22 protein-coding genes are annotated in these 26915 nt (G+C 69.2%); 6 read left to right on the top strand and 16 right to left on the bottom strand.

Annotation, left to right across the window (positions count from 1 at the left end; genetic code table 11):
- The first annotated feature begins 191 nt into the window (after window positions 1–191).
- Window positions 192–1640: a phospholipase D-like domain-containing protein gene (locus tag CRO12_RS12080; protein ID WP_097064355.1), complete on the top strand. Its 1449-nt coding sequence runs from the start codon at window positions 192–194 to the stop codon at window positions 1638–1640.
- Here CRO12_RS12080 and CRO12_RS12075 read toward each other — a convergent pair.
- The gene (locus tag CRO12_RS12075) at window positions 1637–2668 is read right to left on the bottom strand and encodes a substrate-binding domain-containing protein (RefSeq protein ID WP_097065033.1); all 1032 of its coding nucleotides are present in this window, start codon (window positions 2666–2668) and stop codon (window positions 1637–1639) included. The genes CRO12_RS12080 and CRO12_RS12075 overlap by 4 nt on opposite strands.
- A 106-nt stretch (window positions 2669–2774) precedes the next feature.
- Between CRO12_RS12075 and purL the strand changes: the two genes are divergently transcribed.
- The 3 genes from purL to bfr all read left to right on the top strand — a co-directional run bounded on the left by purL (window position 2775) and on the right by bfr (window position 5844).
- A complete protein-coding gene (gene purL, locus CRO12_RS12070) occupies window positions 2775–4991 on the top strand; it encodes a phosphoribosylformylglycinamidine synthase subunit PurL (RefSeq protein ID WP_097064354.1) in 2217 nt (738 codons plus the stop codon).
- Window positions 4992–5071: 80 nt separating this feature from the next.
- The gene (locus tag CRO12_RS12065) at window positions 5072–5242 is read left to right on the top strand and encodes a (2Fe-2S)-binding protein (protein WP_097064353.1); all 171 of its coding nucleotides are present in this window, start codon (window positions 5072–5074) and stop codon (window positions 5240–5242) included.
- Between the two features lie 101 nt (window positions 5243–5343).
- Window positions 5344–5844 (top strand): bacterioferritin, encoded by a 501-nt coding sequence (bfr, locus tag CRO12_RS12060; protein ID WP_097064352.1) that lies wholly within the window; start codon window positions 5344–5346, stop codon window positions 5842–5844.
- 29 nt (window positions 5845–5873) lie between these two features.
- Here bfr and CRO12_RS12055 read toward each other — a convergent pair whose 3' ends face one another.
- The 10 genes from CRO12_RS12055 to CRO12_RS12010 all read right to left on the bottom strand — a co-directional run bounded on the left by CRO12_RS12055 (window position 5874) and on the right by CRO12_RS12010 (window position 13276).
- Window positions 5874–6284 carry an Hpt domain-containing protein gene (locus CRO12_RS12055; protein ID WP_179641015.1) on the bottom strand — a complete coding sequence of 137 codons (411 nt, stop codon included), beginning with the start codon at window positions 6282–6284 and terminating at the stop codon, window positions 5874–5876.
- 56 nt (window positions 6285–6340) lie between these two features.
- A complete protein-coding gene (locus CRO12_RS12050) occupies window positions 6341–6565 on the bottom strand; it encodes a sulfurtransferase TusA family protein (RefSeq protein ID WP_097064351.1) in 225 nt (74 codons plus the stop codon).
- Window positions 6562–7929, bottom strand: a complete 1368-nt coding sequence (gene der, locus CRO12_RS12045) for a ribosome biogenesis GTPase Der (RefSeq protein WP_097064350.1) — start codon at window positions 7927–7929, stop codon at window positions 6562–6564. The genes CRO12_RS12050 and der overlap by 4 nt, the downstream gene beginning before the upstream one ends.
- Before the next feature lie 165 nt (window positions 7930–8094).
- Window positions 8095–9432 (bottom strand): PQQ-binding-like beta-propeller repeat protein, encoded by a 1338-nt coding sequence (locus CRO12_RS12040; RefSeq protein ID WP_097064349.1) that lies wholly within the window; start codon window positions 9430–9432, stop codon window positions 8095–8097.
- On the bottom strand, window positions 9429–10130 hold the full coding sequence (locus CRO12_RS12035) for a tetratricopeptide repeat protein (RefSeq protein WP_097064348.1): 702 nt from the start codon (window positions 10128–10130) through the stop codon (window positions 9429–9431). Before CRO12_RS12035 ends, CRO12_RS12040 begins: the two co-directional genes overlap by 4 nt.
- Window positions 10131–10201: 71 nt before the next feature.
- On the bottom strand, window positions 10202–11062 hold the full coding sequence (panB, locus tag CRO12_RS12030) for a 3-methyl-2-oxobutanoate hydroxymethyltransferase (protein WP_097064347.1): 861 nt from the start codon (window positions 11060–11062) through the stop codon (window positions 10202–10204).
- 31 nt (window positions 11063–11093) lie between these two features.
- Window positions 11094–11534 (bottom strand): hypothetical protein, encoded by a 441-nt coding sequence (locus tag CRO12_RS12025; RefSeq protein ID WP_097064346.1) that lies wholly within the window; start codon window positions 11532–11534, stop codon window positions 11094–11096.
- Between the two features lie 64 nt (window positions 11535–11598).
- Entirely contained in the window at window positions 11599–11949 is a 351-nt protein-coding gene (locus tag CRO12_RS12020) for an arsenate reductase (RefSeq protein WP_097064345.1), read from the bottom strand.
- On the bottom strand, window positions 11946–12365 hold the full coding sequence (locus CRO12_RS12015; protein WP_097064344.1) for a GNAT family acetyltransferase: 420 nt from the start codon (window positions 12363–12365) through the stop codon (window positions 11946–11948). Before CRO12_RS12015 ends, CRO12_RS12020 begins: the two co-directional genes overlap by 4 nt.
- Window positions 12362–13276, bottom strand: coding sequence for a hypothetical protein (locus CRO12_RS12010; protein ID WP_097064343.1), 915 nt, complete (start codon window positions 13274–13276; stop codon window positions 12362–12364). The genes CRO12_RS12015 and CRO12_RS12010 overlap by 4 nt, the downstream gene beginning before the upstream one ends.
- 189 nt (window positions 13277–13465) lie before the next feature.
- Here CRO12_RS12010 and CRO12_RS18495 point away from each other — a divergent pair, with 189 nt between their 5' ends.
- Window positions 13466–17212 carry a PAS domain S-box protein gene (locus CRO12_RS18495; protein ID WP_218838901.1) on the top strand — a complete coding sequence of 1249 codons (3747 nt, stop codon included), beginning with the start codon at window positions 13466–13468 and terminating at the stop codon, window positions 17210–17212.
- A 19-nt stretch (window positions 17213–17231) separates the two neighbouring features.
- On the opposite strand, the gene CRO12_RS11990 is transcribed toward CRO12_RS18495, so the two are convergent.
- The 4 genes from CRO12_RS11990 to CRO12_RS11975 are packed head-to-tail and all read right to left on the bottom strand — an operon-like array spanning window position 17232 to window position 23764.
- Window positions 17232–18287 (bottom strand): amidohydrolase family protein, encoded by a 1056-nt coding sequence (locus tag CRO12_RS11990; protein WP_097064342.1) that lies wholly within the window; start codon window positions 18285–18287, stop codon window positions 17232–17234.
- Between the two features lie 49 nt (window positions 18288–18336).
- Window positions 18337–19707: an MFS transporter gene (locus CRO12_RS11985; protein WP_179641013.1), complete on the bottom strand. Its 1371-nt coding sequence runs from the start codon at window positions 19705–19707 to the stop codon at window positions 18337–18339.
- The gene (locus CRO12_RS11980) at window positions 19704–20936 is read right to left on the bottom strand and encodes a serine hydrolase domain-containing protein (RefSeq protein ID WP_097064340.1); all 1233 of its coding nucleotides are present in this window, start codon (window positions 20934–20936) and stop codon (window positions 19704–19706) included. Before CRO12_RS11980 ends, CRO12_RS11985 begins: the two co-directional genes overlap by 4 nt.
- Complete coding sequence (locus tag CRO12_RS11975; protein WP_179641011.1) at window positions 20936–23764, bottom strand: TonB-dependent receptor domain-containing protein; 2829 nt, start codon at window positions 23762–23764, stop codon at window positions 20936–20938. The genes CRO12_RS11980 and CRO12_RS11975 overlap by 1 nt, the downstream gene beginning before the upstream one ends.
- Window positions 23765–24069: 305 nt before the next feature.
- Between CRO12_RS11975 and CRO12_RS11970 the strand changes: the two genes are divergently transcribed.
- Entirely contained in the window at window positions 24070–24990 is a 921-nt protein-coding gene (locus tag CRO12_RS11970; RefSeq protein WP_097064338.1) for a LysR family transcriptional regulator, read from the top strand.
- 10 nt (window positions 24991–25000) lie between these two features.
- On the opposite strand, the gene CRO12_RS11965 is transcribed toward CRO12_RS11970, so the two are convergent.
- The gene (locus CRO12_RS11965) at window positions 25001–26284 is read right to left on the bottom strand and encodes a chymotrypsin family serine protease (RefSeq protein ID WP_179641010.1); all 1284 of its coding nucleotides are present in this window, start codon (window positions 26282–26284) and stop codon (window positions 25001–25003) included.
- Window positions 26285–26915: the final 631 nt, after the last annotated feature.

The following is a 26915-nucleotide window of genomic DNA, read 5'->3' as shown; positions in this document are numbered from 1 at the left end:
GCGCTTTCGCTGCTGCATGCGGCGACGCCAAGGTGTTGGCGGCCAAGTCTCCCCGTCTGCGCGCCGAATTATATTGAACGACCGGTCGCCCGCGACCAACAGGGGGCCGTGATCGCGCGCCCGGCAGACTTGGTCCGCGCGATCCTGTAACACGCGTCCGCTAGCCGGGAGCAGCAAGGAAGGGAGGGCCCATGCCGATTCTCATCCCCGGCGAGACCTGCTGGCGGATCGAACAGGCGACACGCGCCACCGTGATCGTCGATGCCGACGATTACTTCCGCGCGGCGCGCGCGGCGATGCTCCAGGCGCGCGAGCAGATCCTGTTGATCGGGTGGGACTTCGACGCCCGCATCCGCCTGGCCGGGGCCGAGCCGGTTGCCGATGAAGGGCCGGAGACGGTCGGCGACTTCATCAGCTGGCTGGTCGAGCGCACCCCGACGCTCAAGGTCAAGCTGCTGCGCTGGGATGTCGGTGCGCTGAAGACACTCGCGCGCGGCTCCACGCTGCTGACCGTGCTCAACTGGATGCGCCACGACCGGATCGAGGCCAAGCTCGACGGGCATCATCCGACCGGCGCGTCGCACCACCAGAAGATCGTGGTGATCGACGATTGCCTGGCGTTCTGCGGCGGGATCGACATGACCGCCGGCCGCTGGGACACCCGCGCCCACCGCGACGACGAGCCGCAGCGGGTCCTGCCCGGCGGCAAGCCCACCAAGCCGTGGCACGACGCAACCACTGCGCTGGAGGGGCCGGCCGCGGCGGCACTCGGCGAACTCGCGCGCGACCGCTGGGTGCTCGCGGGCGGCGATCCGCTGCCGACACCCGCGCCGCGCACCGAGTGCTGGCCGGAGCACCTGCCGGTGGACTTCGCCGACATCGCGGTCGGCATCGCGCGCACCTCGCCCGAGATGGAGGACGAGCCCGGCATTCACGAGATCGAGGCGCTGTACCTCGCCGCGATCGCGCAGGCGAAACGCTGGATCTACGCCGAGAGCCAGTATTTCGCCTCACGGCGGATCGCCGCCGCGATCGCGAAGCGGCTGGACGAGTCGGACGGGCCGGAGGTCGTCGTCGTCAATCCGGACACGGCGGAGGGCTGGCTCGAGCCCATCGCGATGGACAGTGCGCGCGCCCGCCTGGTGGAGGCGCTGCGCCGCCGCGACAAGCATCGCCGCCTGCGCATCTATCTGCCGGTGACGGCCGCGGGCGCACCGATCTACGTCCATGCCAAGGTGCTGGTGGTCGACGACGTGCTGCTCCGCGTCGGCTCCTCCAACTTCAACAACCGCTCGATGCGGCTCGACACCGAGTGCGATGTCGCGATCGAGGTCGCGGACGCGGGCAAGCGCGCGTGCGTCGCCCGTATCCGCGACGGCCTGATTGCCGAGCACCTGGACCGCACGCCGGAGGAGGTCGCGGCAGCGCTCGCCGAGACGGGTTCGCTGATCGCCACCATCGACCGCCTGCGCGGGCCCGCCCGCACGCTGCGCGACTATCTGACGCCCGACCTGTCGAGCGTCGAGGCGTGGCTGGCCGACAACGAGGTGCTCGATCCCGAAAACCCGGAGGACCTGTTCGAGACGAGCGACCACGGCCTGCTCCACGGCGTGGCGGAGCGCTTCCGGGGATGGCGTTAGGGTAGCGCCTCAGGCTCCAGCGCGAAGCCGCCGCGGATCGCTTCGGCGGAACGGGCGCGAGCGCGATCGGACCCGGCGATCAGTCCGAGCTTGGCGAGGTCGCCGCCAGGGTTCCACATCGCGGCGTAGAGCTCGAGGAAGGCCTTGAGGCTCGGCTGCGCGTCGAGGTGCTTCTTCTTGACGTACAGGTAGAGCGTCCGCGCTCCCGGGTAGCGGCCGCCGGCGATCGCATCGTAAGCCGGTGCCACGCCGTTGATCGGCACTCCGTGCAGCCGCTGCGCGTTGCGCTCCAGGAACGAGTAGCCGACCAGGCCGACCGCGCCGGGCGTCCGGCCGAGCGTGCTGAGGACGGCGGCATCGTCGCCCTCCGCGCGCTCGGTGACGGCGCCGTCGCTGCGGAGCTGACGACAGGCGGCGTCGAACGCGGCCGGATCGCCGACCCCGCGCAGCTTCTCGGCCGCCGGCATCGCCTTCACGCAGCCCGGCTCCATGATCAGCTCGAGAAAGGCGTCGCGGGTACCGCTCGTCGCGGGCGGTGCGAGCACCTGGATCGGCACAGCCGGCAGCGCCGGGTTGACGTCGCGCCAGGTCCTTGCGGTGTTCGGCTGTCCCATCGGACGGGCGGCGAGTGCGAGGTAGATGTCCTTGTCGGTGAGCGACAATTTGGGCCCGGCGTTCGCTTCGGCGAGCGCGAGCCCGTCGAGCCCGATCTGCAATTCCAGCAGCTCGCCAACCTTGTTCGCCTGGCATTTGTCGTACTCGACGCGGCGCATCCGCCGCGACGCATCGGCCATGTCGGGGAACTCGCCGCCGGCGCCGGCGCAGAACTTCTGGATGCCGGGACCCGTGCCGATCGATTCGATGCGCGGCGGTTTGCGGCTGCTGTCCGCCGCGACAAAGGCCTTTGCGACCGCCTGCGTGAAGGGGAAGACGGTGGAGGAGCCCACCGCGTGGAGCGCCCGGCTATCCCCACCGCAGCCCGCCACCAGGAGCGCCAGACCCACGCCGAATGTCAGCCGACCGATCATCGCCCATTCCTCCCCGTGCTTGCAGGCATCGTTCTGCACTCGCCGGGTGACGCTGGCGTGACACGCCACCTAGCCCTACCGCACCACCCTCGCTAAGGCGCGGCGCATGACCGAGATCACCGATCAGATCGTCGCCGACCACGGCCTGTCCCCGGAGGAATACCAGCGCGTCCTCGCCGCGCTCGGGCGCACGCCAAACCTGGTCGAGCTCGGCATCTTCTCGGTCATGTGGTCCGAGCATTGCTCCTACAAGTCGAGCCGCATCCACCTGAAAAAGCTGCCGACCACCGGCCCCCAGGTGATCTGCGGTCCCGGCGAGAATGCCGGCATCGTCGACATCGGCGACGGGCAGTGCGCGGTGTTCAAGATGGAAAGCCACAACCACCCCTCGTACATCGAGCCGTACCAGGGCGCGGCGACGGGCGTCGGCGGCATTCTGCGCGATGTGTTCACCATGGGTGCGCGGCCAGTCGCCAACATGAACGCGCTGCGCTTCGGCCGGCCCGACCACCCGAAGATGCGCCACCTCATCGCGGGCGTCGTCCACGGCATCGGCGGCTACGGCAACTGCGTCGGCGTCCCGACCGTCGGGGGCGAGACGAACTTCCACCGGGCCTATGACGGCAACATCCTGGTCAACGCGATGACGGTGGGCGTCGCGGACACGGACAAGATCTTCTACTCGGCCGCGTCGGGTGTCGGAAACCCGATCGTCTACGTGGGCTCCAAGACCGGGCGCGACGGCATTCACGGCGCGACGATGGCGAGCGCCGATTTCGGCGAGGACGCGGATGCCAAGCGCCCCACCGTTCAGGTTGGCGATCCCTTTACCGAAAAGCTGCTGATCGAGGCCTGCCTGGAGTTGATGGCGACGGACGTCATCGTCGCCATCCAGGACATGGGCGCCGCCGGCCTCACCTCCTCCTCCGTCGAAATGGCGTCGAAGGGCGGCGTCGGCATCGAGCTCGTGATGGACGACGTGCCGCAGCGTGAGGAGGGCATGACGCCCTACGAGATGATGCTCTCCGAATCGCAGGAGCGCATGCTGATGGTGCTGAAGCCCGGCCGCGAGGGCGAGGCGGAGGCGATCTTCCGCAAGTGGGACCTCGACTTCGCGGTGATCGGTCGCGTGACCGACACCGGGCGGATGGTGCTCAAATGGCACAGCGAAACGGTGTGCGACATTCCGCTCGGACCTCTCGCGGACGAGGCGCCGATGTACGATCGCCCGTGGGTAGCCACCCCCAAACCCAAGGCGCTGGTCGACGCGCCCGAGTGTACCGACCTGGCCGCCGACCTGCTGACGCTGATGGCGTCGCCCGATCTCGCCAGCCGGCGCTGGATCTGGGAGCAGTACGACCACATGGTCGGCGCCGACACCGTGCAGCGCCCCGGCGGTGATGCGGCCGTGGTGCGCGTGCACGGCACGGGCAAGGGTCTGGCGATCGCGACCGACTGCACGCCGCGCTACTGCTTCGCCGACCCAATCGAGGGCGGGAAGCAGGCCATCGCCGAGACCTGGCGCAACCTGACCGCAGTCGGCGCCCAGCCGCTCGGCGCGACCGACTGCATGAACTTCGCCAACCCGCAACGGCCGGAGATCATGGGCCAGTTCGTCGGCTGCATCGAGGGAATGGCAGAGGCGTGCCGCGCGCTCGACTTCCCGATCGTGAGCGGCAACGTCTCGCTCTACAATGAGTCAAAGGCGACCGGCGGCGGTTCCGCCATTCTTCCGACCCCAGCGATCGGTGGGGTCGGGTTGCTCGCCGACTGGTCGAAGAGCGCGACGATCGCGTTCAAGGGCACCGGCGACGTGCTGGTCGTGATCGGCGAGCGGCGCGGCGATCTCGGCCAGTCGCTCTGGTTGCGCGAGCTCCACGGGCGCGAGGATGGCGCACCGCCGCGCGTCGACCTCGCCGCCGAGCGGCGCACCGGCGATTTCGTCCGCGAACAGATCACCGCGGGTGCCCTCACCGCCGTGCACGACGTGTCGGACGGCGGGCTGATCGTCGCGGTGGCGGAGATGGCGCTCGCCGGCGACATCGGCGCCATGCTGTCGCTGCCGACCCCGCGCGGGCTGGCCGCCACCTGGTTCGCGGAGGACCAGGGGCTGTACGTCGCAACCGTCGACGATGCTCACCTGCTCGCCTTCCTCAAGGCCTCGACTGCCGCCGGCGTGGAGGTCGAGCGGATCGGCCGCACGATCGCGGGCCGCATCATCGTCGAATGTCCGACCACCGACCACGTCGTCGCACTTGACCAGCTTGGCGCCGCGCATGAGCGATTTCTCCCCGACCTTATGGGTCAGACGATCACCGCCTGATTTTATTGCGAAGCAGAAGCAGCTTGCTTGCGAGTCAGTCGCAGTTGCGCTAGGTGCTCCCCAGAGACGGAGGGTGCTGCATGGTCGTCTGCGTGTGCAATGCTATACGGGAACGGGACGTCCGTCAGGCCGCGCGCGCCGGCGCGGTCAGTGCCTGTCAGGCGTACGAGGCCTGTGGCAAGCGGGCCAAGTGTGGGCAGTGCGTTCCCTTCGCTCGGGCCATCATCGATGAGGAGCGTGCAGCCGCCTGATCGGCCTAGTGCGCAGCAAGTGTCCGACGTCGCCGGTTTCGCTGTCCATTGACGACGCAGCACGGTAACGTCTGCTCGACATCAGGGCGGGAAAGACGACGATGAAGGGCGATGCGCGGGTCATCGAGTATTTGAACGAGACGCTCCGCAACGAGCTGACCGCGATCAACCAGTATTGGCTGCACTACCGCCTGTACGATCACTGGGGCGTCTACAAACTCGCCAAGTTCGAGCGTGAAGAGTCGATTGACGAGATGAAGCACGCCGACTGGGTGGCGGAGCGCATCCTTTTCCTTGACGGGCTCCCGAACTTCCAGCTGCTTGGCCGCCTGCGGGTCGGCGAAACGGTCGAGGAGGCGCTCCGGGGCGACCTTGAGCTCGAATACGAGGCAGTCGCACAACTCAAGAACGCTATCGCCCACTGCGAGGATGTGCGCGACTATGTCAGCCGCGACCTGTTCCGCCGGATCCTCGACAGTGAAGAGGAGCATGTCGACACGCTGGAGCGGCAGTTCGACATGATCGCGCGGATGGGCCTGGCCAACTACATCCAGCTCAACTCGCAGGCGGAGTACGACAAGGGCGAGAAGGACGAAGGTTGACCGTCATCCCAGCGTAAGCTGGGATCGCGTCAGACCGCCCTGCGTCCGAACCCGGGACGGCGCTCGACCAGCGGACTGGTCTCGCGCTCAAGCAGTTCAAGCGTCTGGCGGAACAGCGCGCGCAGGCCCGCCACCGCTTCCAGCGCCGCATCGGGCGTGTCGCGGGTTTCGACGCAGTCGCGCGCGATCACCTCGATCGTTTCCGCCGCTTCGGCGAGCGACTCCGCGCCGAACTGACGCGCCTCACCCTTCAGCGTGTGAGCCGGGATCACGAGCGCGGCGGCATTCTGCGCCCGCATCGCGCTCTCGATCGAACCCACCGCCTTCTCGCCGTCCTCCCGGAAGTAACCGAGAATACGTACGAAATTGGCGCCGAGCTCGATGCGCGCGGCGGCAAGCACTTTCCAGTCGATCAGCGACGCATTGGTTGCGACCGTCATACCCTGTCCTTTTCGTCACCCCGCGGTCCCGGGGGCACATGCCGTCGTTGTACGGCTTAAGGCGTAAACAGGGCGTTGATGATCGGGCCGATTTCGATGACGTAGCGGCCCGGTGCGACCACGCGCAGCCGCCCCCCGCGCGCCTCGGCGACCGCGCGGCACTCCGCCTCGGCGTTCGGATCGTCGGCGAGCAGGGTCACGGTCGCCGCGCCGTCGCGCAGCACGCGCGCGAGCCGCAGCGCCGGCCAGGGGCAGCGCAGCCCCCGCGCGTCCAGCGTCACTCCTTGGCCTGATCGAACGGGTTCTTGGGCGCGCGCATCGTGAGGCGGACTGGAACCGCGCCGAAGTCGAACTCGCGGCGCAGCCCGTTTACCAGGTAGCGGCGGTAACTCTCCGGCAACTGGTCGACGCGGGTACCGAACAGCACAAAGCTTGGCGGGCGCGTCTTGACCTGCGTCACGTAGCGCGCCTTGATCCGCTTGCCGCCGGGTGCGGGCGGCGGGTTCGCCTCCAACGCGCGCTCGAACCAGCGGTTGAGCTGTCCGGTCGAGACCCGCCGCGACCACGCGTCGCGCGTCTCGAACGCGACCCGCATCAGCGTGTCGAGCCCCTTGCCGGTCGCCGCCGACACGGTCAGCAGCGGCACGCCCTTGGCCTGCGCCAGCCCCTCGTCGAGCGCGGCCTTGACCCCGTTGAACAAGCTGGAGGCGTTCTCAGCCACGTCCCACTTGTTCAGCGCGATGATCAGCGCGCGGCCCTCCTGCAGCACGCGGTCGGCGATCTTGAGGTCCTGCACCTCCAGCCCGCGCGTCCCATCGAGCAGCAGCACGACCACTTCGGCGAAGTCGACCGCCCGGAGCGCGTCCATGACGGAGAGCTTCTCCAGCTTCTCCTGCACCCGCGCCTTCTTGCGCATGCCGGCGGTGTCGATCAGGCGCACCGCGCGCGCGGCTCCGTCAGCGTCCGACCAGGTCCAGTCGACCGCGATCGAATCGCGCGTGATCCCCGCCTCAGGCCCGGTGATCAGCCGGTCCTGGCCGAGCAGCCGGTTGATCAGCGTCGACTTGCCCGCATTCGGCCGCCCGACGATCGCGAGCTTGAGCGGCGCATCCGACGCCTCCGCATCCTCCTCCGGCTCGTCGTCGTCACGTTCTAGATAGGGCAGCAACGCGGTGAACAGGTCGGCGACGCCCTCGCCATGCTCGGCCGACAGCGCGACCGGTTCCCCGAAGCCGAGCGCCATCGCCTCCAGCACGCCGCTCTCGCCGCTACGCCCCTCCGCCTTGTTCGCGGCGAGGACGACGGGCGTGTCGGTCGCCCGCAGCCAGCGCGCGATCTCCTCATCGAGGGGCACGATGCCGGCGCGCGCGTCGACCATGAACAGCGCGACGTCGGCGTCCTGGACCGCGGCCTCCGTCTGCACGCGCATGCGCCCGGGCAGCGTCGCCGCATCCTCGTCCTCGAACCCGGCGGTATCGACCACGCGGAAGTCGAGCCCGAGCAGCGTCGCGTCCCCCTCCCGCCGGTCGCGGGTGACGCCCGGCTGATCATCGACCAGCGCCAGGCGCTTGCCGACCAGGCGGTTGAACAGCGTCGACTTGCCGACGTTCGGTCGGCCGATGATGGCAACGGTGGGGAGTGGCATGACCTGCCTGTATCGCAGTGCGGCGGGATTGTCGCGGGGCGCGCGTCTCTCGCGGTCCCAGATGACGCGCGGCAGCTTACTGGTCGAGGGTCCCGATCAAATGGTACTTCGATACGCGCCTTCGCCTGCGCTCAGTCGCTACTCAGCGAACGGTGAGGTGCCCCCTCACCGCCAGGCGGTCAGTTCGCCCTCGTCGCTGAGCAGGTACAGGGTCGAATTGGCGACGACCGGCGGCAGGCCGTAGCGCTGCCTGGTTTCGATCACGGGGCCGAGCGCGCCATCGGCGGGCGATGCCGAGGCGATCTGGCCGAGCGAGTTGATCAGCCACAGCCGGTTGCCCGCGAGCACCGGGCCGAGCCAGGAGATCGGATCCTTCTGCGTCTTCTCCTTCTCGACGCGGTAGCGGCGCAGCTGGCTGAGCCACCGCACCTTGCCGGAGGCGCGTGCGAGGCACAGCAGGCGCGCGTCGTCGGTCACCACGAAGATCCACTCGCCGACCACCCACGGGGTCGAGATGCCGGCCAGATTCTGCTCCCACAGCCGCTGGCCGGTCAGCACGTCGAGCGCGACCATGCGCCCGCCCTGCCCGATCGCATAGGCGCGGCCCTGATCGATCACCGGCTCGGCATCGATGTCCGACAGCGCCGACACCGACGTGGTGATGCTGGTCCGCGACAGCGCGTCGGCCCACACCGATCGCCCGTTCTCGTAGCGATAGGCGTTGAGCTCGCCCGACGAGAAGCCGGCCACCACCGTCCCCTGTGCGGCGGCGGGCGCGGCGACGCCGAACACGCCCTGCGTCTCCAGGCTGCCCGATCCGGTCCAGATCACCTGCCCGTCGGCCTGGCCGAGCGCGAACAGCTGGTTATCCTGGCTGACCACGTAGAGGTTGCCGTTGGCGAGCGTCGGCGCACCGCGCAGGGGGCCGCCCGGCTTGCTGCGCCACACCTCCGTGCCGTTGTTGGCATCAAGCGCGACCACGTCGCCGAGGCCGTTGGTCGCGAACACGCGGCCACCCTCCGCACTCGCACCGCCGCCGAAACGGGCACGACGCTCATCCTTCGCCACCTCGCCCTTGACGGTCGCGGCAGTCCACAACGGCGCGCCGGTGTCGGCGGCATAGGCGTGGACCACGCCTTCCGTGTCGTTGACGAACAGCTTGCCCCCGTCGACGGTCGGCGACGCGGCCAGCCGGACGCGCTGGTCGCCGCCCTTGATCCGCACGCTCCACGCCCGACCAGGAGTCTCGGCGAGTGCCAGGCTGCCCATCGCCTTGGCGGCGTTGCCGCCCGGCTGGTTCCAGCTCTCGTTCGGCGCGGCGGGGGGCAGCACGACCTCGACCGCGGCGAGGCTGCGGTCGACGGCGATCGAATTCTCCGACATCAGGATCGGTACGCGCTCACCCAGCACCGGGGTCTTGCGATCACCGCCCTTGAAAATACCGCATCCGCTCAGGCCCGCGACCAGCGCGAGCGCGGCGGCTGCCGTGACTGGCTTCCTCATCCCGACTTCTTTTCCCCAGACTGGTCGACCGCATCGACCCCCAGAACACCCGCCATCTGAACAGCGCGTTGACGGATCGACTGCGGCACGCCGTCATCCTGCGCGATCTGCCCGAACAGCCGCCCGGCGAGATCGCGGCGGCCGGCGCGCAGGTGCGCAACCGCGGTCATCTCGCCCGCGCTGCCGAAGAAGGGATTGCCCTTCACCGCGAGCGGACGCAGCCGGTCGATCACGACCTGCGGCTGCAGCGTGTCATACTCCGCCGCCGTCTGCCGGATCAGTGCCAGGTCACGCAGCGGCTGCGCCACGTCGTCGTTGCCCGCGACCGCCGAGAACTTGGCGGCCGCGCCCTTCAGGTCATCCTTCTGGAGCAGCAGGTCGGCCTGGGTGAAGGCACCGAGCGCGGCATAGCCGGGCGTGCCGTTCTTCTCCAGCTCGGCAAGGATCGGCGCTGCCTTCGCGGCCTCGTTGCGCCCCAGCGCATCCAGCGCCTGGTTGAAGCGTTCACCCTGCTCACCCGCCTGCGCCGCACGGTGCGACTGCCACCAGAGCCAGCCGCCGAGCGCCGCCAGCGCAACGACGATCGCGACCAGCGCAACCTTGCCCCAGCGCCGCCACAGCGTGATCGCCTGGTCGCGGCGCAGCTCCTCATCGACCTCGCGCAGGAACGCTTCATTGTTTTGCGGGGTCAGCGCCAAGGGGGACAAACTCCAGTGGTCGGGAGGAACAAGCGACGCCCCTTAGCGGCCCGGCGCCGAAAACGAAAGCGTCAGGCCTTGGCCCGGTACACCTGATCGTCGCCCGGAAAGGTCCGGGCGCGAACCTCTTCGGCGTAGGTGGCAACCGCGGCCGAAATGCGGCCGGCCAGGTCGTCATAGGTCTTCACGAAGCGCGGCGTGCGCTCGAACAGCCCGAGCATGTCCTCCGTCACCAGCACCTGTCCGTCGCACGCCGCCGCCGCACCGATCCCGATGACCGGGCACGCGACCGCCGCCGTGATCGCCTGTGCGACCGGTTCCAGCACGCCCTCCACGACCAGCGCAAAGGCACCGGCGTCGGCGATCGCGCGCGCGTCGGCCTCGATCTTCGCCGCCTCCGCTGCGCTGCGACCCCGCGCGCCGTAGCCGCCGAGCGCATTGACCGCCTGCGGCGTCAGTCCGACGTGGCCACATACCGGGATACCGCGTTGGCTGAGGAACGCGACCGTCGCAGCCATCGCCGCCCCGCCCTCCAGCTTGACGCCGGCCGCCCCGGTCTCCGCCATAACCCGCGCGGCGCTGGCGAAGGCCTGCTCGGGCGACGCCTCGTAGCTGCCGAACGGCAAATCGACGAGCACCACCGAATGGTAGCTGCCCCGCACCACCGCGGCGCCATGCGCGCACATGGCGTCGAGCGTGACCGCCAGCGTCGAGGGCAGGCCGTAGATCACCTGCCCCAGGCTATCACCGACCAGCAGCACGTCGCAGTGCGGGTCGAGCAGCTGCGCCATGCGGGCGGTATAGGCGGTGAGCATGACGATCGGCTCGCCGCCCTTGCGCGCCTGGATCGCGGGGATCGTCAGCCGCTTCATCGGCGCGGGCGTCGGCGTCGCCCGGCTGGTCGAGGTGTCGATGGTGAAGGTCGTGGACATGGCGCCGTGTAGCGCCGCCGGGGCGGACCCGCTAGCCGATCCAGCCGCGGCGGCGGGCGTAGTCGGCGAACCAGACCTCCACGATCGCGATCCCCAGGATCAGGATCGGGAACGGCAGCACCGTTGCCGCACCCTTCGCGGCGATGATGTCCGTCGCGGCGAACAGCCAGCCGAACTGGATCGCGACCGCGACGACCGAGACGATGAAGAGCGCGCGCGCCAGCGGCGATCGGGCGAGCAGCGCCGCCGCCCCCAGGAAGCCGCTGCCAACCGCGACAGCGTAGATCACGTTGTACCAGCCGGGCAGCGCCGCGTAGAGCTGACGGTCATAGTCGCTCGCCGGGCCCATCGCCTCCGCGCCGAGCCGTACCTGCTGGACGCAGGCGACCACGCCCATCACGCCCCAGAGGAGCAGCACAACCGCGACCAGGTAGAACCAGAACGGCGCCCGCAACCTGCCCTGCCGTTCCATCGCCCGCTCCTCCCCGGTTGTGCCGGCACCGTAACAAGGCGCACCTGCCTTGGCGAGTCAGGCCTCAGTCCGCGAAGATAGTCGCCCAGCGTTCCTCGGAGAAGCCGACGTGCACGGCATCGCCGCGCTCCACCACCGGGCGCTTGATGAGCGACGGGTGCGCCAGCATCAGCGCGATCGCCCCGTCCCGCTGGTCCGCTCCGGCGCGCTCCTCCGCCGAGAGGGTGCGAAAGGTCGTCCCCTTGCGATTGAGCAGCGTGTCCCACCCCACCGCGTCCGCCCAGCGCTCCAGCCGGTCGCGGGTAATCCCGTCCTTCCGAAAGTCGTAGAATGTCGCCGCCTCTCCGCGCGCGGCGAGCCACGACCGCGCCTTCCTGACGGTTTCGCAATTTGGGATGCCGTAGATCGTCATCATCGCTTGTTCTCCAGGAAGCGGCCGAGCGTCACCACCGCTTGCGGCTCGAGTCCGAGTTCCTGGTAGAAGGCGAGCGCGGCCGTGTTGCCGTCGCGCACCATCAGCTGCAGCTTGGGGCAGCCGCGCGCCATCAGCCAGTCTTCCGCCGCCGCCATCAGCTGTTGGCCTAGTCCCGTCCGGCGCGCCGTCGGATCGACCGCCAGATAGTAGACCCAGCCGCGGTGTCCGTCGTCGCCGACCATGACCGATCCGACGATCCCGGCGACTGCCTCCATCACCATCACGGTCGAGTTCGGTCCCGCAACGGCCCGCGCGAAGTCGGCTGCCGGATCGTTCCAGGGCCGTGTGAGATCGCAGGCCTGCCACAGGGCGACGACCGCCGCCTGATCCTTGGCCTGCGCCGCGCGGACCATCATGACCGCAGATGCGCCGCCAGCCGCGACGCCGCCTCCTCGAACACGCCGAACCCCCAGGGGCGCCGCACCTGCCAGACCTCGACGTGCCGCAACATCGCCGCCGCCCGCGCGAAATGCCAGGCTCGCACGCCGAGCACGTCGAGATACTCATGGCGATAGCTGTTCTCCAGCACCGCCGCCATCGCGGCTGCGCCGGTCAGGCGCGTGATCGTGCCCGCCTCACCCTCCCCAGCCCGCGCCAAGAGGTAGAGCCGCCGAAGCGGCACCGCGGTGTCGCGGCGCGCGCCGGCGATCGGAACGTGATACTTCGCCTGTCCCTCGATCGCCTGCTCAAGCGCCGCGGGATCGTGGCCGAGCGCGCTTGCCGCATCCGCCCACAGCTTGACTCGCGGCAGTCCCGGCCAGGCGAGCGCGGCGCCGGACGCATCAAAGGACAGCGTGCAGACATCGTCGCACAGCACCTCCAGCCCAGCCTTCGCGAAATGGGCCGCGAGCGTCGACTTGCCCGCTCCGGACGGTCCCGAAAAGGCGTGGGCGCCACCGTCGACCACCACGGCATTGGCGTGCAGCGGGAGCAACCCGCGCTGGTAGGCCAGGATGCCGAGCGCGGATCCGAGCAGGAACAGCCGCACGTTGCGCGGGCTCGCGTCCGGACAGGTCGCGACGGTGATGCGCTCCCCGGACTCGACCAGGTAGCGGGCGGTCTCCGGCACATCGAGCAGCGCGCGCGATCCTGCGGCCGAGACGCCGTACTCCGCGGCACCCGCTCCTTCCAACCCGGCCGGCACGTTGCCGTGCCTGATCCGGACGATCGGCCTGACGTCATCGGCCGCGGCCTCACGCAGCTCGCCGAGCGGCACATCCGTATCGAAGGTGAAATCGAAGCAGGCGTAGCGGGGCAGCGCGGGCATGGTTCGCCTTTGCCACGCCGCATGCCGCACGTCACGCGTGCCGCGGATCCCGGTCAGGATCGCTGCCTTAACCGATGTTGACCGATCACCGCTTTTGCGCGGTGGAAACCATGATAGTACCACGACATGGAAGTGCCACGTGGCAGGCAAGAGGGCGCGCCCGAGCGGCAAGACGGTCCGGATCATCGCGTGTCGGCGACACTGCTTGTGCCGGATCGGCCGAGTGCCGCCGGTGACACGGACTTCGCCGACGTCGTGCGCCTTGCCGCCGACACCTTCGCCGCGCCGGTCGCCGCCATCGGCCTGGTGGCTGGCGACCAGCTGCTGCTGCGGGCGCGAGCCGGCCTGGTCGAGCCGGCGCTTCCGCTTGTCCGCGGAGGAGCGGAGCTCTCCGGCATCAGCGAAGATTTGCTCGTGGTCGGAGACGTGCTGCACGAGCCGCGCTGCGCCGACGATCCCCTGGTCACGGCGACGAACGCGCGTTTCTACGCCGCTGCGACCTTGCGCGACGAGGACGGCATCACGCTCGGCATCCTTGCCGTCATTGACCCGGCACCGCGGCCGGACGGCGCGACGCCGCAGCAGCGACTGGTGCTGCAAATACTGGCGCGCCAGGTCACCACGCACCTGGCGCTGCGTCGCACGCTTGACGAGCAGGAGCGCCGCGGGGCCGAGCTCGCCCGCCTCGTGGACCTGCACACCGAAGCGGAGCGCGCGCTGCAATCGATCGAGGAGCGCTACCGGCTGGCCGGGTTCGCGACCAATGACGCGGTGTGGGACTGGGATCTCGTCGGCAACGAGGTGACGTGGAACGACGCGCTCACCCGCAGCTACGGCTACGCTCCGGCGGCTGTCGCCCCGACCGGCGACTGGTGGCTTCAGCACATCCATGCCGACGATCGCGACCGGATCGATCACAGCATCCACGCTCTTCTCGACGGCCCGGATACGCGCTGGAGCGCCGAGTACCGTTTCCGCCGCGCGGACAACAGCTACGCCAGCATCCTTGATCGTGGCTACGTCATTCGAGACGTATCCGGCCGGGCGACGCGGATGATCGGCGCGATGCTGGACCTGACCGAGCGGCAGGAGAGCCGCGCCGCGCTCGCGATCAGCGAGGAACGGCTGCGGCTGGCGACGGACGCGGCCGACGTAGGTTTCTGGGACGTCGACCTGATCGCCGACGTCCTGATCTGGCCCCCCATCGTCAAACGCATGTTCGGGATCTCGGCGGACGCGCCAATCTCCATACAGGACTTTTACGACGGCCTGCACCCCTCCGATCGGGACGCCACCAGCACCGCCCTGGCCGCCGCCTGCGATCCAGCGCAACGGGCGCTCTACGACGTCGAGTACCGCACCGTCGGCAAGGAGGACGGTATCGTTCGCTGGGTCGCGGCGAAAGGCCGCGGCATCTTCGACGACACCGGGCGCTGCACGCGCGTCGTCGGCACGGCGATCGACATCACCGCGCGCAAGCAGGCCGATTCGGCGCTGCTCGAGAGCGAGGCGCGGCTGCGCTTCCTGCGCGAACTCGACGAAGCGCTGCAGGGCGCGCTCGACCCGCCGGCGGCGATGATGGCGGCGGCGACGCTGCTCGCCCGCTGGCTCCAGTCGTCGCGCTGCGCCTATGCCGATGTCGATGCCGACAATGATCGCTTCGTCATCCGTGACGACTATGTCGCGCCGGGGGTCGCCAGCTCGGCAGGAGTCTACAACCTTGACCTGTTCGGGTCGCGCGCGGCGGCGGACATGCGCGCCGGCCGGATGCTGATCGTTCGCGACGTCGGTGCCGAACTGGACGCCGATGACGGGCGCGAAATGTTCCGGTCGATCGGCATTGACGCGATCATCTGCTGCCCGCTCGTCAAGGACGACCGGCTGGTCGCGATGATGGCGGTGCACCAGGATCACCCGCGCGACTGGCAGGAGGAGGAGATCGCGCTGGTCGCCGCCGTGGTCGAGCGGTGCTGGGCGCATGTCCAACGGATCGGGGCGGAAGCCCGGCTGCGCGACAGCGAGGAGCGGTATCGCACGCTGTTCGAGGCGGTCGACTCCGGCTTCACGATCGCTGAGGTCAAGTTCGACGACGGGGGGCGCGCGATCGACTACCGGCTGCTCGAATCCAACCCGGCGTTCGAGCGGCAGGTCGGCATGGGCGGGCTTGCCGGGCGGTGGGTCCGCGAGGCGCTTCCCGGCCTGGAGGAGCACTGGTTCGAGCGCTATGGCAAGGTCGCCGCGACCGGCGAGCCGCTGCAGTTCGAGAATTATGCGGCACCGCTCGGACGCTGGTTCGACGTCCACGCCTACCGGATCGGCTCAGCCGGCGCGAACCAGGTCGCCATCCTGTTCAACGACATCACTGCGCGCAAGCAGGCCGAGCAGACCATGCAGGCGCTGAACGAACGGCTGGAGGCGCAGGTCGCGGAGCGGACCGCCGAATTGCGCTTTAGCCGCGACATCATCGAGGCGACCGCCTCGCCGATCTGCGCCTTCGACGCCGACCTTCGACTGATCGCCTTCAACCGCGCGCACAATAATGAATTCGGCCGCGTGCACGGTTTCGAGACCCGGATCGGCGACCGCTTTCCCGACCTGTTCCCGCCCGAGCAGCGCGTCCGCATGACCGCACTGATGCGCCGCGCGCTCTCCGGCGAGCGCTTCACGGTCGTGGAGCAGTTCGGGCGCGCCGAGTACGGCCAGCCGCACTGGGAGATCAGCTACACGCCGCTGTGCGATGCCAGCGGCGCGATCATAGGCGCGTTCCACATGGCGGACGACGTTTCCGACCGGCTGCGGGCGGAGCAGGAGCTGACGCTCGCGCAGGAGGCGTTGCGCCAGAGCCAGAAGATGGAGGCGATGGGCAGCCTGACCGGCGGCGTCGCGCACGACTTCAACAATCTGCTGACCCCCATCATCGGCAGCCTCGACATGCTCCAGCGCAAGGGGCTGGGCGGCGAGCGGGAGCAGCGCCTGATCGGCGGCGCGCTCCAGTCAGCGGAGCGCGCCAAGACGCTGGTCCAGCGCCTGCTCGCCTTTGCCCGCCGCCAGCCGCTTCAGACCAGCGCGGTCGACGTCACCGCGCTGGTCCACGACATGGGCGAGCTGGTGGCGAGCACCTGCGGCCCGCAGACGCGGGTGACGCTCGACGTACCGGACGACCTGCCTGCCGCGCTCGCTGACCACAACCAGGTTGAAATGGCGATCCTAAACCTCAGCGTGAACGCCCGCGACGCGATGCCGGATGGCGGGCGGCTCACGATCGCGGCGCGCGGCGTCGAGGTTGCCGACGGCCACCCTACCGGGCTCGCCCCCGGCCGATATCTGCGACTGTCGGTGACCGACACCGGCGTCGGGATGGATGCGGAAACGCTGCGCCGGGCGGTGGAACCCTTCTACTCCACGAAGGGGATCGGCAAGGGCACAGGGCTCGGCCTCTCCATGGTTCACGGCCTCGCCGCGCAGCTCGGCGGCGCGCTCGCGATCGACAGCCGGCGGGGGCTCGGGACGGACGTGCAGCTCTGGCTGCCGACCACCGACCAGCCAGCCACGGCCGCGCAGCGGGGGGACGTCGCGCCGGCGCGGCCGAGCGCCGGGCTGGCGCTGGTCGTCGATGACGAGGAAGTGGTCCGGGCAAGCACCGCCGACATGCTGCTGGAGCTCGGCTATGCGGTGACCGAGGCCGGCTCCGCCGAGCACGCGCTCGCGCTGCTCGACGGCGGCTACCGTCCCGACCTGCTCGTCACGGACCACCTGATGCCCGGTCGAAGCGGATCGGAGCTGGCCCGCGAGGTGCTGGCGCGACTGCCTGGCACTCGCACCCTGATCGTATCTGGCTACGCCGATGTGGAGGGGATCGCGCCCGATCTGCCGCGGCTAAGCAAGCCGTTCCGACAGGCCGATCTCGCCGCCAGCATCGCCGCGCACAAAGCGTAAGCGCCACGCCTGCGACACGTCAGAGCTTGAACCAGCGCTCCGCGTTGGTCTGCATGAACTTGCGCTTGGTCTCCGGCGGCATGTCCATCGCATCCATCGCGCGGACCTCATCCAGCTCGTACTGGTAAGGATAGTCCATCGCGTACATGACGCGGTCCTCCCCCATCACCTGCTGGGAGAACTTGATCGCCGGCTCCCACGCCATCCCGCTCGAGGTGACCAGCACGTTGGACTGGAAGTAGCCGTGGATCGTCTTGTTGAGCGGCTTCATCCGCTCGTAGCGTTGCCCGCGCACGCCGGCCTGGTGCATCCAGTCGAGCCGGTAGAGCCAGTAGGGCAGCGCCTCGCCCATGTGCCCGACCATGATCTGGAGCGTGGGGTAGCGGTCGAAGATGCCGATCGTGACCAGCCGCAGCAGGTGCAGCCCCGTTTCCACCCCGAAGCCGAAGATCGCGCCGTCGAGCCCCGCCTCCAGCATAGGGTCGATCATGGTGTCGGGCGGGGTGGAAGGGTGCAGGTAGAGCGGCTGATCGACGTCGACGAGCGCGCGAAAGATGGGATCGAACTGCGGCTCGTCGAGATAGTGGCCCTGCGTGTGGCTGTTGATGATCGCGCCCTTGAAGCCGAGCTCGCGGGCACCGCGGCGGATCTCCGCCGCCGACCACTCCGGGTCCTGTGGCGCCACCGCGGTCAGCCCGACGTAGCGGGTCGGGTGCGCCTGCACCGCGGCAGCGAGTTGGTCGTTGGCGTCGCGGGCGAGCGCGCACGCTGCCGCCACGTCCGGAAAGGGCTGCACGCCGGGCGCGGTCAGCCCCAGGATCGCGCGGTCGATCCCGGCCTCGTCCATGTGGGCGATGCGCTGCGCGCCGAGGTCAAGCAGGCGCTCGAGCACTTCGGACGCCCGCTGCGACGGGCTGGTGCCGTAGAAGCCCCAGAGTGAGCGGATGCCCTTGTCCGCGGTCCCGTCGCGGATCGAGCGCAGGATCGTGTCGACCTGCCCCTTGGTCGCGAAGGTCTCCTCCGTTGCGATGCGCAGATAGCCCTGATCGCCGCCGGTATTCAGATCGTGCGACATGATGGTGTCCTCTCAGGTTTGGGCTGGACGATGCGGGCAGGCGTGACGCTCACGGCGTGATCGCCTCGCCCGCCTCCGTGGTGCTGAACCCGCCGGTGCGCCGGCGGATGAGAAAGGCGATGGCGAGCGCGGCTGCACCACCGAGTAGGATGGGGCCCGCAAGCGCGAGCAGCAGGACGGTCATGGGCACCTTCAGCGCGAGCATCTGCGCGCCGATCAGCGGGCCCAGCACGGAGCCGAGCCGGCCGATCGCGAGCGCCGTCCCGACCCCCTTGGCGCGGACCGCGGTCGGGTAGATCATGCCGGCGGTCACGTTGCTGCCGAACTGCGCGCCCAGGATCGCGAAGCCGGCGAAGCCGACGAGGAGGCCCAGCACGATCGCGGACAGCGCCGGCATCCCGAACGCGACCACCGCAGGCGCGGCGAGCAGCAGCAGGGCGGCGACCGCGAGCATGCCCATCCGCCCGAGCAGCACCGCCATGGCGATCCCGCCGAGGGTGCCGCCGATGTGGAAGAAGGTGACGATCAGCGCGGCGTCGCGCTGTTCCACGCCCTTCATCTCCAGCATTAGCGGTAGCCAACTGTTGAGAAAGTAGTTGGCCATCAGCGCCGTCGCGAAGCACACCCACAGCAGCAGGGTGACCGGAGCTAGTCCCCCGCGAAACAGCGCAACGACCGATGTGTCGCCGGCCTGCTGTGCGGGTGGCGGGGCGAAGCGGGTGCCATCGGCCAGGTCGAGATCGGGCCGCATCCGCCGCAGGACGGCCAGCAGTTCCGCATCCCGCCCGCCGCGGCGATGCAGGTATTTGACCGATTCCGGCAGGAACAGGAACAGACCAAGTGCCGCGAGCAGCGCGATCACGCCCCCAACCACGAAGATCAGTCGCCAGCCGTACTCCGCCATGCCCCACAGCGCGACCAGCGGCGGGGTCGCGCTGCCGGCGCTGATCCCCATGAACATCAGCGTGACGAGGGCGGCGCGCAGTCGCCTGGGGCTGAGTTCCGAATTGAGCGCAATGGCGTTCGGCATCACGCCGCCCATTCCGACCCCGGTCAGGAAGCGCAGTACGGCGATCTGTGTCACGTTGCTCGTGAACGCGACGGCGAGCGTGGTGACGCCAAACAGCACACAACCAAGAATGATCGCGAAGCGACGGCCGTAGCGGTCGCCGAGTGTGCCGAGCAGCGGCGCGCCGATGAAGATGCCGGCCAGACTCGCGCTCAGCATCGGGCCAAGGCTGCCGGCGGTCACGCCCCACTCGCGGATCAGGTGCGGCGTCGCGAGCCCCAGCGAGGAAATCTCGAACCCGTCGGCGAACAGCGCCAGGAACGACCAGCAGAGCAGCGCGAGGTTGAAGCGGCCGAAGCGCTGGCCATCGACGATCGCGTCGAGCTCTGCGGCAGGACGGACGTCGCTCACGGCGCGGGCGTCCACTGCGACGCTGCGCGGAAGAAGGCGACCGTTTCCGCGCCCACCTCCGGCCCGGCGTTCGGCGGGAAAAAGCTGAGCTTGACGATCACGGTCCGGGTCGCCGGGTCAACGTAGATGTACTGGCCCTGCTGCCCGACCGCGGCATAGGCGGTGCTGTCGTCGAGCCGCCACAGCTGCAGCCCGTAACCGACCCGGCCGGGCCGCTGATCGGCCGCGGTGAAGGGCGTGATGCGCGTCATCTGATCGACCCACCCCGGCGGAAGGATGCGCCGTCCGCCCGGACCGACGCCGCCGGTCAGCATCAGCTGACCCAGCCGCGCGTAGTCGCGCAGCGTCGCGTTGAATCCCATGCCGTTCATCTCGCGCCCGACACCCGGCGGCCCATCGGCAAGGAAATAGCCGTAGGACTCCATGCCCGCGGGTTCCCACAGCCAGGTGGTCATGAAGGTGGCGAGCGGCTGACGCGCGGCCCGCTCCAGCACCCAGCCCAAAATGGCCGTGTCAAAGGTCGAGTAGTTGAAGCGCGTGCCCGGCCGCCCCGCGCGCTTCGCGCCGAGCGGCACCTCGGCGAAGCGCATCCGGCTCGCGACCACGACTTCGTCGAACACCCGCTGCCCCTCCGTCGGGCGCCCTTCGACCTGCCCGCGCTCCTCGCGCACGTCGGCGCCGGAGCGCATCTGGAGCAGGTGGCGGATCGACACGCCGTCGTAAGCGGTGCCCTTGAGCTCGGGGACGTAGCGTCTGGCAAGGTCGTCGATCGAGCCGATCAGCTTCTTGTCGAGCGCGATCCCGATCAGCATCGCGGTAATCGTCTTTGACATCGAATAGGCGATGTAGTGATCGTCGTCGCGGCCGTTGTTGTAGTGCCGTTCCCAGACGATCCGCCCATCCTTCATCACCAGCAGCGCATTGGTGAAGGTGCGATCGATGAACGCCTCCCCGGCCCGCTCCTGATCGGCGAAGCGATAGGCCGGCAGCGCTGCCGCATCGCGCCGCGGCAGTGCCCAGACCGGCCCGCTGCGCGGCACGACCCGCGTGTCGAAGATCTCGTCCATGTTGCGGAAGGTGAGCGCGTTCAGCGTCGCATCGACCCGGTGGCGGCGCAGCTGTTGCACCGCTGCCGGCACCTGACCGTCGGCGGTGTAGGACGCCGGCGGCAATTGCGCGGTCGCGGGCGTGGCAGCCATCGCCAGCAGCGCGGCGAGCGCACGGCGCATCAGAACTGCATCCTTGCGCCAAACTTGAAGCGGCGCCCAACCAGGTCGTACGGATTGCCGGTCAGGATACCGATGCCGGCGAACACCGGCGGTTCCTTGTCGAGCAGGTTCTCGACCAGACCAAAGAAGGTGAACTCCGTGCCGCCGAGCGCGACCCGCTGCTGGATGTTGAGGTCGAGGTACACCGCGCTCGGAAACTTGTTGATGTTGATGCTGTTCGGCAGCGCCGGGCTGTAGGCGGGATCGTCCGGGCCGATCCGCGTCACGTCGTTGATCGCCGACGCCGTGTAGCGTCCGGAGAGCGTCGTGGTGAACGCATCCAGGGCCCAGGTGAGGTCCGCCGTTCCCACCCAACGAGGCAGGCCGCCGTTCGCAAGCGACCCCGCGCGCTCGATCACCGTGCCGCGATCATAGGTGGTGAGCCGCAGGATGTGGGTCGCGAGCACGCGCAGGTCGAGCCGCCCGGCGCTCTCCGGCAGGGGCACGCGGTACGCGACCTCGAAGTCGAGCCCGCGGGTGCGCAGCCGGTTGAGATTGAACGACAGCTGCTGGACATTGGCGATGCCGAACGCCGAATTGTCGAACTGAATCTGCGGACAGTAGACCGTCTCGCCCGCGAAGCAGCGCGCGATGACCTGCGTCGCCGCAACTTGGGTAATCAGCCCGCGCACGTCGATGTCGAAATAATCGGCCGAAAGCTTCAGCCCCTGTGCCCAGTTCCAGTCAGGCTGGAGCACGATGCCGGCGCTCCGCGTCCGCGCGACCTCCGGCTGAAGGTTGGGATTGCCGTTGGTGGAGGTGGAGAGCGCGCCCGTCTGGTTGTTGAACGGGTTCACGGTGCTGTTCACCGACACGCCGGCACCCGAATAGGCGAACAGCTCCGCCAGGTTGGGCGCGCGGATGTCGCGTGACAGCGTGCCGCGCAGCCGGACCGCGTCGAACGGCTCCCAGGTCACGCCCGCCTTCCACGTTGTGACCGCTCCGCTGGTGCTGTAATCGGTGCGGCGGACCGCGCCGTTCACCTCCAGCGACTTCGCGAACGTCCAGTCGCGCGCGAGCGGCACGCCCACCTCGCCGTAGAACTCGGTGACGTTCACCCGCCCCGAGTAGGCGCCGTAGTTACCCGACGCGGCGATCGCCGCGAGCGAGTAGGGATCGGAGGTGGCGGTCAACTCGTCGCGTCGCGCCTCCCCGCCGATCGCGATCTGGACGTCACCCGCCCAGGTCGCGAACGGCGATCCGCGCAGGTTGCCCGCCACCACCAGCCGTGTGTTGGTCCAGTCATGATAGGTCTCCGGCCCGATATAGGCGAGCGCGGCGGCGGAAGGCGCCCCCTGACCGAAGATGTTGATCGGCACGCAACCGGGCTGGACCTGCGACCGCAGCGCCGGCGTCAGATTCGGGTTGGTAGCGAGCGGGCCGCAGACGATGTTGCCGCTCGCGTCGCGCACCGCGTTCACCGCCGCACGGTAGTTGGCGGGAATGATCTGCGACAGGAAACGGAACTCGTTGGTCGATTCGCCGTACTGGATGCTGGCGTCCCAACTCCACTTTGGCCCGAGCGTGCCGGTGAAGCCGCCGATCGCGCGCCACGTCTCGAACGTGTTGCGCTGGGGCACGCCACCGTTCTCCGTCAGCAGCCGGCCGACCGTGATGGTCTGGAGGTTGTTCGCGACCATCGCCGCGCGCGTCGCGGCGGGAAGGAAAGCGTTGTCGCGCGAGATCACGAAGCTGCTCTGGTTGAAGCCGGTGAAGGTGTCCGCGCGCGTCCAGCCATAGCTGCCGACCGCAAAGGCGGTGATCGCGTCGGTCAGCTCATATTCGACCCGCGCCATCCCGGCGATGCGCTCCACCGGCGTCTGGATCGGCCAATGGAACACCTCGCTGCCGGGGTTGGAGCCGCCGACCATGAGGTTGCTGTACACGGTGCCGTACTGGAAGGGGTACAGGCTGCCGTCGGGCGCAAAGGCCTGGCCGCGCAAGGGACCGGCGGTGATCAGCCCGCCGACCGACTGGGTCGAGTAGTTCACGCCGGTCGCGAAGCCGAGCGCGGGAGTCCCCGCCGGACGGGTCGCGCCATAGGTGATCTGCCCGGGGTACAGCCGCCCCCACTCACGGCCCAGGATGATGCCGACACCATCGTTGTTGGTCGCGTCCAGCCCGGCGACGATGTGGCCGCGCCCACCGGCGAAGGAGGTGCCGGCGGCAAGGTTCAGCACCTGCGACGATCCGTCGCCGCGTTCGGACACGCCGGCCTGCAGCGACAGGCGGACACCCTGCAGCTTCTTTGCCAGCACGAAGTTGACGACGCCCGCGACCGCGTCCGATCCATAGGCCGCGGACGCGCCGCCGGTCACCACGTCGATTCGCTCGATCAGCCCGACCGGGATCAGCGAGGTATCAACCGTGCCGTCCTCCAGGGTCGGCGTGAAACGGTTGCCGTCGACCAGCGTCAGCGTGCGAACCGGACCCAGCCCGCGCAGGTCGACCGGCGAGGTGCCGCCGCCGAACTGGCGCTGGTTGGCGTTGGGGCTGACCGAGTTGCGCACCGCCGGCAGGCGGTTGACCACTTCCGACACCGAAACCGGCGCGCGCAGGGCGATCGCCCCGGTGCCGAGCACGGTGGTCGGAGTCGGTGCGGTGAAACCGGCGGCCTGGAGCCGCGACCCGGTCACCACGATGTCCTGTCCGGTGTTCTCCGCTGGTGCCGCCTCGTCGGCCGGCGTCGGCACGGGCGTTTCGTCACGTGTCGGCGCCTGCTGGTCGGGCTCGGCAGCAGGGGCGGGAACGTCCTGCGCCCGCGCTGGAGCGCCAGAGATCAGGGTCATCGCCGCCAGAACGACGCAAAGGGCGGCTCCGCGCGAGAGCCGGGCCGACGCCGGTGAATGCCTCATGATACCTCTCCCATGTTCGCAGTCTTCATCCGTGTCGGCGTGCCCGCCGTTCTGATGCTGATTCGGATGCGCTGCTGATGTCTGTTGACCCGTGTGACCGGTGCCGTCCCGTTCTGGTCCCTTAAAGAGCTTGCCGAATGATGGCCTGCCCCGCCATCTCGTCAGCATTGCTATGCCTGGCGACAAATCAGGTCCAATACCGAGTTGCTTTAGCAGCTATAACCTGATGCTATAGCTTCATGTCACTCGATTTCCGCTGGCTGCGGGCGTTCACCATGGTCGCGCACGAGGGAAGTTTCGTCGCGGCGGCACAGCGGCTTCACCTCTCGCAACCGGCTCTTGGCCAGCAGGTCCGGAAGCTGGAGGAGCAGCTCGATGCCGTGCTGCTCGAGCGGCACGCGCGCGGAGTGCGGCTGACGCCCGCCGGCACGCTGTTCCTCCCGCACGCGGAGGCGATCCTCGATCATGTCGCAGCGGCGGAGCAGCTGCTCCGCCGCCGGGTGAGCACTCGCTGCCGCAAGCTCGTGCTCGGTGCGACCCCGGCGGCCGCTCGCGCCTTCGGCCCGCACATCATGGCGGCGTGCGCGGGCGAGCTCGATCTGGAACTTGCCATCCGCAGCGTGCTGACCGCGCCGGCGCTCGAGCAGTTCGCCGACAGCAAGCTCGACCTTGCGCTCTGCTACCTTCCCGCGCCCAGGGCCGCACGCGTGGTGCCGCTCTACCAGGAAGCGTTCTGCCTGGTCGGCCCGGCGGCGCTGCTGGCGGAGGGGCAGACAACCGTGCCGTTCCGGCAGTTGGCGGGCGTACGCCTGATCCTCGATCCGACCAACCGCATCCTCGTCGAGGAGCTGTGCCGCCCGGACAACATCGCGCTCGACGTCGTGGCGGAGATCGAACCGGGCGGGATTACGCCCGACCTGCTCGAACAGAGCGGGTGCTGTTCGATCCTGTCGCGGGCGCTGTTCGCCGACGAGATCGCCGCGGGGCGCCTCCGCTGCGCCCGCATTGTCGATCCCTCGCTCAATCGCACCGTTTACTTCAATGCCCGCGCGGACGTGCCGGTGCACGACGTCGAACTGGTGCTCGGCGCCGTGGCCGCGCGAGCGAGCGCGGAGATCGCCAGCGGCGCCCGCGGCTGGATGCCGCCATCACCCGGGTGAGCGCGTGCCGTTATCCGACTGGTACGGGATCGGCTGGTGGGGTGAGCGGCGGCGCCGCGTCGCTCGCCGTGAGCACCCGCCAGGGCGACGGCAGCTGGTCAATCGACATGTAGAAGTAAAAGGCGCAGCTGCCGTCTGCGCGGTAGCTGCCACCCTTGACCAGGCCGTGGGCGGTGGTGCCCAGAAAGACCGGCCCGCCACTGTCGCCGCTGCCGCAGGCCGGTCCCGCGACCGTGGTCCAGGTTGGCAGGCAGGCACCGCCGCACAGATCGCCGGCCGGGGCGAAGTCGGTCAGCTCGACCGGCGCGCAGCTGTAGCCGGTCCGCTCACCGCGGTGGCACACGATGTCGCCGGCTCGCGTGGCGGCCCCCGGCTGCACCGCCGTCACCGTTCGGACCGACTGTCGCGCACGATCGGCGAAGAAGCGTGGAGGCAGCGGCCGTGCGCTGAGGTTGATCTGGACGTCGTGATTGCCCCAGCCCCACTGCCCCGCATAGGGCAATTCCTCCACGCGGCCCGCGGCATCGCGGATTTTGAGCGTGTCCGGGCAATGCGCGGCAGTCGACAAGGCCGGGCGCGTTCCATCGGTGACAACGAAGCCGGCCGTGCAGATGTAACGGCGCGGATCACCCGGAACCCCGCCCATCATCCGCATGCCCCCAACCACAGTGTCCGTCTCGTCCGCGAGGTCGCGGTCCGGCTGGTCGACGGTGCGCAGGCGAACGGGGACGCCGGTCAGCGAGGCGAGCCGGTCGCGCAATTCACCCGCGCCCTCTCGCGCCACGTCGCGTAGCGAAACCACCGCGACCAGCTCACCGCTGCGCTGATCGACTCCGAGGCCGGGAGGCACCAACAGGCTGGCGCGGATAGTCGTCTGATGGGCCGCGATCGCCGCCACCAGCTGCGCGTGGCTCGCCGCGGCGCCGGGCACGTAGACGACGTCGATCAGCTCGCTGCCGCCTGCGACTCGCTCGCTGGTGACCTGACCTTCCCCGGTCAGCCGCACGACCAAGCGAAAGGCCGGTACGTGTTCGACCGCTATTCCGGCGATCCGGTCTCCATAGCGAGCTCTCATCGCGTCGCTCACCGCGACACTTGCCTGCTGCAGGCGCAGCCGGGCCGCGGCAACCGCCGGATCGGAGCCCAACCGCTCGGCAATCGACGCGCCATCCTCGTCGAGCGCGGGATCGACGACGCGCGTTGGCGGCTCAATCGATGCCCGTACATCCTGAGCCCCGCTCGGCACCGCGAGCAGCACCAGCCAAGCACCCAATCCCGCTGCGAAACGCTTCATCACGGCGCCTGCATAGCACCAAAGCTTGGCTCTGCGCTGAACGGCGATTGGCGTCGAGGCGTTGCCCGCCTGCCCCGCAAACAGGTGCCGTGCGCTTGCGGGCAGCTCTGCATCGTGCATGGCAGAGTAGCCGCCGCCGGCGGCTTCCGATCAGGCCCACGCAGGCGATACATGCGTGATGCAAGTGACGCGACCTGCCGGCTTAATCAGCCTAATTAGGCGCCGGGACGAGTGGCTACCGTCACCTACTCGCCTTCAGTCCTGCCCCTCCGGCAACGGCACGGCTAAGTGCAGTGTTGAAGCGCCGCCCGCACCAGAGACTGCCGAGTCCGCTCACGCGCGGATCGTCAAGGTGAACCGCACGTCGGTCAACCGCTGCCTGAATGAACCCCTTGCGTACTCGGCCTGGAGCGCAAAGCCCCAACGGTATTCTGCAGGGTTATTCGGACCGACAAACGCGGGCGCCGTGTCGGCTATCCTTCGGCCCGTGCGGATGGGCGCGTCGGCGGGGTCGGTCGTTTTGTATTGCCGGGAACGCAGAACGCCCCCGTCGATCTCACGACGGGGGCGTTTCTGTGGTGTTGGTTGCGGGGACAGGATTTGAACCTGTGACCTTCAGGTTATGAGCCTG

Source organism: Sphingomonas guangdongensis, assembly GCF_900199185.1.
GTDB lineage: Bacteria > Pseudomonadota > Alphaproteobacteria > Sphingomonadales > Sphingomonadaceae > Sphingomonas > Sphingomonas guangdongensis.
This window is presented reverse-complemented; position numbering and strand designations above follow the sequence as displayed.

Bases quoted from the DNA above. Each gene is read 5' to 3' on its own strand.
- CRO12_RS11970 (WP_097064338.1), top strand. From the start codon at position 24,070: ATGTCACTCGATTTCCGCTGGCTGCGGGCGTTCACCATGGTCGCGCAC.
- purL (WP_097064354.1), top strand. From the start codon at position 2,775: ATGACCGAGATCACCGATCAGATCGTCGCCGACCACGGCCTGTCCCCG.
- CRO12_RS11965 (WP_179641010.1), bottom strand. From the start codon at position 26,284: ATGAAGCGTTTCGCAGCGGGATTGGGTGCTTGGCTGGTGCTGCTCGCG.
- CRO12_RS12040 (WP_097064349.1), bottom strand. From the start codon at position 9,432: ATGAGGAAGCCAGTCACGGCAGCCGCCGCGCTCGCGCTGGTCGCGGGC.
- CRO12_RS12075 (WP_097065033.1), bottom strand. From the start codon at position 2,668: ATGATCGGTCGGCTGACATTCGGCGTGGGTCTGGCGCTCCTGGTGGCG.
- panB (WP_097064347.1), bottom strand. From the start codon at position 11,062: ATGTCCACGACCTTCACCATCGACACCTCGACCAGCCGGGCGACGCCG.
- bfr (WP_097064352.1), top strand. From the start codon at position 5,344: ATGAAGGGCGATGCGCGGGTCATCGAGTATTTGAACGAGACGCTCCGC.
- CRO12_RS11975 (WP_179641011.1), bottom strand. From the start codon at position 23,764: ATGACCCTGATCTCTGGCGCTCCAGCGCGGGCGCAGGACGTTCCCGCC.
- CRO12_RS12055 (WP_179641015.1), bottom strand. From the start codon at position 6,284: ATGACGGTCGCAACCAATGCGTCGCTGATCGACTGGAAAGTGCTTGCC.
- CRO12_RS11980 (WP_097064340.1), bottom strand. From the start codon at position 20,936: ATGCGCCGTGCGCTCGCCGCGCTGCTGGCGATGGCTGCCACGCCCGCG.
- CRO12_RS12080 (WP_097064355.1), top strand. From the start codon at position 192: ATGCCGATTCTCATCCCCGGCGAGACCTGCTGGCGGATCGAACAGGCG.
- CRO12_RS12020 (WP_097064345.1), bottom strand. From the start codon at position 11,949: ATGATGACGATCTACGGCATCCCAAATTGCGAAACCGTCAGGAAGGCG.
- CRO12_RS12015 (WP_097064344.1), bottom strand. From the start codon at position 12,365: ATGATGGTCCGCGCGGCGCAGGCCAAGGATCAGGCGGCGGTCGTCGCC.
- CRO12_RS12065 (WP_097064353.1), top strand. From the start codon at position 5,072: ATGGTCGTCTGCGTGTGCAATGCTATACGGGAACGGGACGTCCGTCAG.
- CRO12_RS12010 (WP_097064343.1), bottom strand. From the start codon at position 13,276: ATGCCCGCGCTGCCCCGCTACGCCTGCTTCGATTTCACCTTCGATACG.
- CRO12_RS11990 (WP_097064342.1), bottom strand. From the start codon at position 18,287: ATGTCGCACGATCTGAATACCGGCGGCGATCAGGGCTATCTGCGCATC.
- der (WP_097064350.1), bottom strand. From the start codon at position 7,929: ATGCCACTCCCCACCGTTGCCATCATCGGCCGACCGAACGTCGGCAAG.
- CRO12_RS12025 (WP_097064346.1), bottom strand. From the start codon at position 11,534: ATGGAACGGCAGGGCAGGTTGCGGGCGCCGTTCTGGTTCTACCTGGTC.